Below are 5,430 nucleotides of genomic sequence, written 5' to 3'. Positions count from 1 at the left end.
TGCCGCGTCCATTGTTTCGACAATGGCCTGATCATGCGCGCCATCGGCGACACCATGGTCCTGAGCCCGCCGCTGGTCATATCCGAGAGCGAGATCGACGAGATGTTCGCCCTCGCCCGGCGCTGCATCGACCTCATCGCGAAGGATCTCGGCGTCCTCTAGGCGAGACGGCGGGGCCTCTAAAAAGGCTGGACAAGGGTGCGGCATTTTCGCCTGGCGCCAACCCGTGTCTAATAAGTCTTTGATTTTGTTGAATTATAGGTGTGCGCCAGCCTAAATTGGAATTCATCAAAAGATCATCGCTCCCGCCATTGAACTCGCCCCGGACTGGACCTATCTACCTTTACATGAGGGCGGAGCGTTAAGCCCTCCAGGCGACCTGCCCCCCGCTCGTCTGGTTGGTGCTCCGTCCCCGACGCGCCGGAATTCCCCTCCCGGCGCAAGCGCAGAAGAAGCGCGGTTGCGCCCCGTCACCCCCCTGACGGGGCGTAACTTTTTCTGCGTCCCGTCCAAACCTCATGCGCCGGGGCGTAATTTTTTCTGCGGCTGCTATATAAGAACATCCAGCCACCCATGACTGCGCTTCAGCGCCGGGACCCCCATGCAGGACGACGACGACGAGCCGCATATCACGCTGAGCGACGACGATCTCGACGCGCTCGAGGAGGAGATTCCGCTGCTGCGCGGCGTACGACTCTTCGCGGAAGAAGCGGCGCTGCTGCCCTGGTTTTCGGCCGTCGGCGAACCGCTCGACCGGGAAGCAAAGCGCATCGCCCGCGATTATCTCGACGGGCTCGGCTTTCCCGATGCGGAGCCAGCCCGCGTCGCGAGCTGGGAGGACGCGGCCGATGCCGCCGCCAATACCGATTTCGACACCGCTCAGTGGGAAGCGGAAGAACAGTTGCGCGCCGGCCTCGCGACGGACGCGCTGGATGCCATTTCCGAGGAAGGCCTCGCGATCGCGCTGACGCATGTGACGGCGATTTTGGGCGGGCGGCTCGGCGCCGCCGTGCGCGAGGCGGCCACTTTCGCTGACATCGACGACGAGGCGCTGATGGACGCCGCCGCCGGCGCCGCCGTTCAGGCCGCGCACAACGCGGCGCTTGCGCTCATCGCCGGCGCCGAGGAAAACCATCCCTTCCACCGCAAATTCGCGCTCTTTGCGCGGGGCCGCTGGCCCATCGGCGTCGCCGGCCTCACCTTCAACATCTTCTGACCCTCAACTTTCCGAAAGCGCCAAACCCTTGGATTTCAAGCTCGCCACCTGGAATATCAATTCCGTCCGCTTACGGATCAATCTGGTCGAGAAGGTTCTTTCCGACCACGCGCCGGACGTGCTCTGTCTTCAGGAAATCAAATGCGTCAACGACGCCTTTCCGCTGAAGGCGATCCAGAAGGCGGGTTACGAGCATGTCGCCGTCAACGGCCAGAAGGGCTATCACGGCGTCGCGATCCTGAGCCGCATTCCCTTCAAGAAGATCGAGACGAAAGGTTTTTGCGAGAAGGGCGATGCGCGCCATCTTTCGGTCGATCTCGACGTGCCGGGCGGGCTCACGGTGCATAATTTCTACGTGCCGGCGGGCGGCGACGAGCCCGACCCGGAGATCAACGAGAAATTCGCCCATAAGCTCGCCTTCATGCGCGAGATGACCCAATGGTATGACGGCATGAAACGCAAGAACGAGAACCGCATGGCGCTGGTCGGCGATCTCAACGTCGCGCCGCTCGAGCACGACGTCTGGTCGCACAAGCAATTGCTGAAGGTCGTCAGCCACACCCCGGTCGAGGTCGAGCTGATGAACGAGGTGATCGCCTCCCACGACTGGATCGACGTGATGCGGCGCTTCGTGCCGGCCGAGGAAAAGCTCTATTCCTGGTGGAGCTACCGCGCCAAGGATTGGGCCGCCGCCGATCGCGGCCGCAGGCTCGACCACATCTGGGTGACGCCCGCACTCGGCGAGGCGCCGCAATCCATGCAGGTCCTGAGGGAGGCGAGGGGGTGGGAGCGGGCATCGGACCACGTTCCCGTGATCGCAACCCTGAAACTGTAACTGGGGGAACCAGCTCGGGGGTAAGTTCCCGGGTGTCACGCCCGCTCCTGGGGCTCCTCCTAAGCAACGCTGCGGTTCGACGGATCGTCCGCATGTTCTTTGTTAGGGTCGCGAACCAACTCTAGGGTATTGACCCTAAGGGAGCAAGGCCCCACCATGGCCGCCCCCACACATTTTCGCGAACCGGCCCGCGCGCTGGCGCGGCAGACGGAAATGACGTCGGGGAAAGAACGAGGACGCGGCCAGCGACAGGCCGGGAACCGTCCCGACAGGAAGCGCGAGCAAACCGCCCTCATGGCACCCAGGACCATGGCACCCCAGACCCAAACCAAGGCCGTCAAGACCAAGGACCGCATCCTTCTCGTGAGCCTGCGTCTCTTCAACGAGAACGGTTACGACACCGTGACCACCGCCCGCATCGCGGAGGAGGTCGGCATCTCCGAGGGCAATCTCTGGTATCACTTCCGGACCAAGAAGGACCTCGTCCGCGCCCACCAATACACACTGATCCGCCGCATCGACACGCGCCTCGCGATCAAGTCGACACCCGAGACGGTCCTCGATTCCTATGTGCTCTTCAACCGGATGGTCTTCGAGGAAGTCTGGGAATTCCAGTTCCTCTATCGCGACCAGGCCGAGTATGGCCGCACCTCGCCCGAGCTCGAAAGCAAGATCCACCGCGTTTACGAACTCACGACGGCGATGCTGCAACGCATGTTCCGCCACATGATCGAAGCTGGGCACCTCTCCATGCCCGAGGACGAACTCGCGCCGCTCGCCGACAATGTCTGGATGGTGATCCGCTATTGGCCGAGCTTCCTGCGCGAAACGCGCCGTATCGTGAAGCTCGACAAGCAGGCGCTCAATGCGGGCGTACGCCACCACTTCGCGCTCTTCGAAACGCATCTGACGCCGGCGGCGCGCAGCTATCTCGACGCTAACGCCTATAGCTGAGGATCAAGCCTCGGCGGATTTTTCCTTCTTCTTCAGCGTGACGAAGGTCGCCGTCGAACTTCCCGTCGCAAGCAGCGTTCCGTCTTCCGTCAGCAGCTCGCCCTCGATGAAGCCGACCGAACGGCCGCGCTTGATGACGCGACCCCGGCCGATGATGCGGCCGGGCCTTGCGGCGTTGAGCATCGAGACCTTGAGTTCGAGCGTCGGGCTGATCTGGCCCCATTCGAGATCGAGGCCGACCGCGAGACTCATCACGTCGTCGAGCATGGCCGCGACCATGCCGCCCTGGATGCCGCCCCACATGTTGCAGAGCTCGGGACCTGCATTGAAGGCGACCTCGACGGTGCGCGCCGTCTGGTCGGCGGCGATGATTTCGAGACCGAGATAGCGGCTCGCCGGCGCCATGCGCTTGAAGACGGCCTGAATGTTCGGCGGCCAGTCCTGCGCGGCCATATCCTTGCGTTCCGCCGCCGCCTCATCCGTGCCGTTCATTCCTGCCTCCCGGTCTTTTCCGCCATATCGCGGCTCAATTCGGCAATCTCCCGGCCGACGGTATCGAGCCGGCGGCTGAGCGCCCGCGCGACCGCACCCGCCATTTCGGGAAATTCCTCCAGCAGCCGCTGAAAGAGATAACGGCTGATCCGGAGCGTCTGGAGCGGGCTCGCCGCCCTGACTGTCGAGCGCCGCCCGCCCTCATGGAAGAGGGCGGTTTCGCCGATGAGGTCGCCCCTGTCAAGACGAAGCGCCCGCTTCTCGCCGCCCCGCGTCTCGTGGCCCACATGCGCCATCATGACGGCCTGGCCCTCGACGATCAGATAGGCGTCGGAAGCCGGCGCGCCCGCCTCGAACAGCGTTTCGCCGGGCTCGAAGGCCGGACGTTCGGCGGTAAAGGCCAGCACCTCGAGCCTGACCGGATCGAGATCGGCGAAAAGATCGTGCCGCTGAAGCAGCGAGATGATCGTCTTGAGGCTCATGCGCAAAGCATAGCGAAGAGGCGGGGCATAGCGAAGAGGGGGCCGACACGAAACATCCGCTCGATTGCCCTCGGGGCAAGCGGCGGCTAGAAAGGCGCAAACAAGGAGCCGGCCGATGACGGACATGAACGAAATCATCTGGGACCATCCCGATCCCTTCATCCACGAGGTGACGGTCGAGCCGCAGCACATCGACGATTTTCAGCATACGAACAATGTCGTCTATCTGACCTGGATGGCCAAGACCGCCTGGGAACATTCCAAGGCGCTCGGCCTCGATTTCGCATCTTACGCGAGGCTCAATCGCGGCATGGTCGTGCGCCGCCACGAGATGGAATATTTCGCACCGAGCCATGAGGGGGACAAAGTATTGGTCGCGACCTGGATCACCGGCAATGACGGGCGGCTCCGTCTTCGCCGTCGTTTCCAGATGGTGAAGGCATCGACCGGCGCGACGCTGCTGCGTGGTCTCTCCGATTTCGTCTGCATCAATATCGAGACGGGAAAGGCAACGCGGATGCCGGTGGAATTTGTCGAAACCTACAAGCTGACCGCGTCTGTCGACGGCGACAATTGAACGGATGCGTGCTGCGGCGAAGTGACCACTTTTCGCCAGGGCCGGATTGCGGCACATGACCGCTGCGACTTCAGTTCACTTGCGTCACGAGAGCCCGCCCATGGACAGCATCGACAGCATCACGCTCTTTTTTCTCAATGTCATTCTTCTCGTGCTCGTCGGCATTTCGATTTGGGGCGCGACGGCGCTCGTCATTGCCGCGCTGGTCGCCGCGCCGATCACACTCGGCTCGATCGTCCTGATCTCGATGACGGCCAAAGCCTGACCTGGCAGGGGCTCACGGCACCAGACGATATCCGCCCGCGTCGGTGACCAGGATTTCGGCATGTGACGGATCCTTCTCGATCTTCTGCCGGAGCCGATAGATATGCGTTTCGAGCGTATGCGTCGTGACGCCGGAATTGTAGCCCCAGACTTCGGCGAGCAGCACTTCGCGGCCGACGACCTTGTGCCCGGCACGGTAGAGATATTTGAGGATGTTCGTTTCCTTCTCGGTGAGCCTGATCTTTTTCTCGGCCGCGTCGACGAGCAGCTTCGCGCTCGGCCGGAAGGAATATGGCCCGATCTTGAAGACGGCATCCTCGCTTTGCTCATGCGTCCGCAGATGCGCCCGGATGCGCGCCAGCAGTACGCCGAAACGGAAAGGCTTCGTCACGTAATCCGTCGCGCCGGCGTCGAGGCCGAGGATCGCGTCGGCATCCGTGTCGACGCCGGTGAGCATGATGACAGGCGTCTTCAACCCGTCGCGACGCATCACACGGCAAGCCTCGCGGCCATCCATATCGGGAAGACCGACATCGAGCAGGACGAGATCGACATGAGCCTTGCGCGCATGTTCGATTCCCGTCGAGGCGGTCGATGCCGTCGCGACCTC

At 62.8% G+C, this 5,430-nt stretch carries 8 protein-coding genes; 5 read left to right on the top strand and 3 right to left on the bottom strand.

What is annotated here, in order from left to right:
• Positions 1-601: 601 nt before the first annotated feature.
• From VMR03_RS17580 to VMR03_RS17570, 3 genes are all read left to right on the top strand, one after another.
• On the top strand, positions 602-1,216 hold the full coding sequence (locus tag VMR03_RS17580; protein WP_325407528.1) for a hypothetical protein: 615 nt from the start codon (positions 602-604) through the stop codon (positions 1,214-1,216).
• Between the two features lie 28 nt (positions 1,217-1,244).
• Positions 1,245-2,051, top strand: coding sequence for an exodeoxyribonuclease III (gene xth / locus VMR03_RS17575; RefSeq protein ID WP_325407526.1), 807 nt, complete (start codon positions 1,245-1,247; stop codon positions 2,049-2,051).
• A 309-nt stretch (positions 2,052-2,360) separates the two neighbouring features.
• Positions 2,361-3,005: a TetR/AcrR family transcriptional regulator gene (locus VMR03_RS17570; RefSeq protein WP_325407525.1), complete on the top strand. Its 645-nt coding sequence runs from the start codon at positions 2,361-2,363 to the stop codon at positions 3,003-3,005.
• 3 nt (positions 3,006-3,008) lie between these two features.
• Here VMR03_RS17570 and VMR03_RS17565 read toward each other — a convergent pair whose 3' ends face one another.
• Both VMR03_RS17565 and VMR03_RS17560 read right to left on the bottom strand, forming a co-directional pair.
• Positions 3,009-3,497: a PaaI family thioesterase gene (locus VMR03_RS17565; protein WP_325407523.1), complete on the bottom strand. Its 489-nt coding sequence runs from the start codon at positions 3,495-3,497 to the stop codon at positions 3,009-3,011.
• Complete coding sequence (locus VMR03_RS17560; protein ID WP_325407521.1) at positions 3,494-3,979, bottom strand: Crp/Fnr family transcriptional regulator; 486 nt, start codon at positions 3,977-3,979, stop codon at positions 3,494-3,496. Before VMR03_RS17560 ends, VMR03_RS17565 begins: the two co-directional genes overlap by 4 nt.
• Before the next feature lie 115 nt (positions 3,980-4,094).
• Here VMR03_RS17560 and VMR03_RS17555 point away from each other — a divergent pair, with 115 nt between their 5' ends.
• The gene (locus tag VMR03_RS17555) at positions 4,095-4,556 is read left to right on the top strand and encodes a thioesterase family protein (RefSeq protein ID WP_325407519.1); all 462 of its coding nucleotides are present in this window, start codon (positions 4,095-4,097) and stop codon (positions 4,554-4,556) included.
• Positions 4,557-4,656: 100 nt separating this feature from the next.
• Positions 4,657-4,821, top strand: a complete 165-nt coding sequence (locus tag VMR03_RS17550; RefSeq protein WP_325407517.1) for a hypothetical protein — start codon at positions 4,657-4,659, stop codon at positions 4,819-4,821.
• Positions 4,822-4,833: 12 nt separating this feature from the next.
• On the opposite strand, the gene VMR03_RS17545 is transcribed toward VMR03_RS17550, so the two are convergent.
• Positions 4,834-5,430, bottom strand: a 597-nt coding sequence (locus tag VMR03_RS17545; protein WP_325407515.1) for a response regulator transcription factor, incomplete at its 5' end; no start/stop codon positions are given.

The sequence above is a fragment of the Parvibaculum sp. genome (assembly GCF_035511255.1).
Taxonomy (GTDB): domain Bacteria; phylum Pseudomonadota; class Alphaproteobacteria; order Parvibaculales; family Parvibaculaceae; genus Parvibaculum.
The sequence above is the reverse complement of the archived record's forward strand: the minus strand, read 5'-3'. Positions and strand labels throughout refer to the sequence as shown.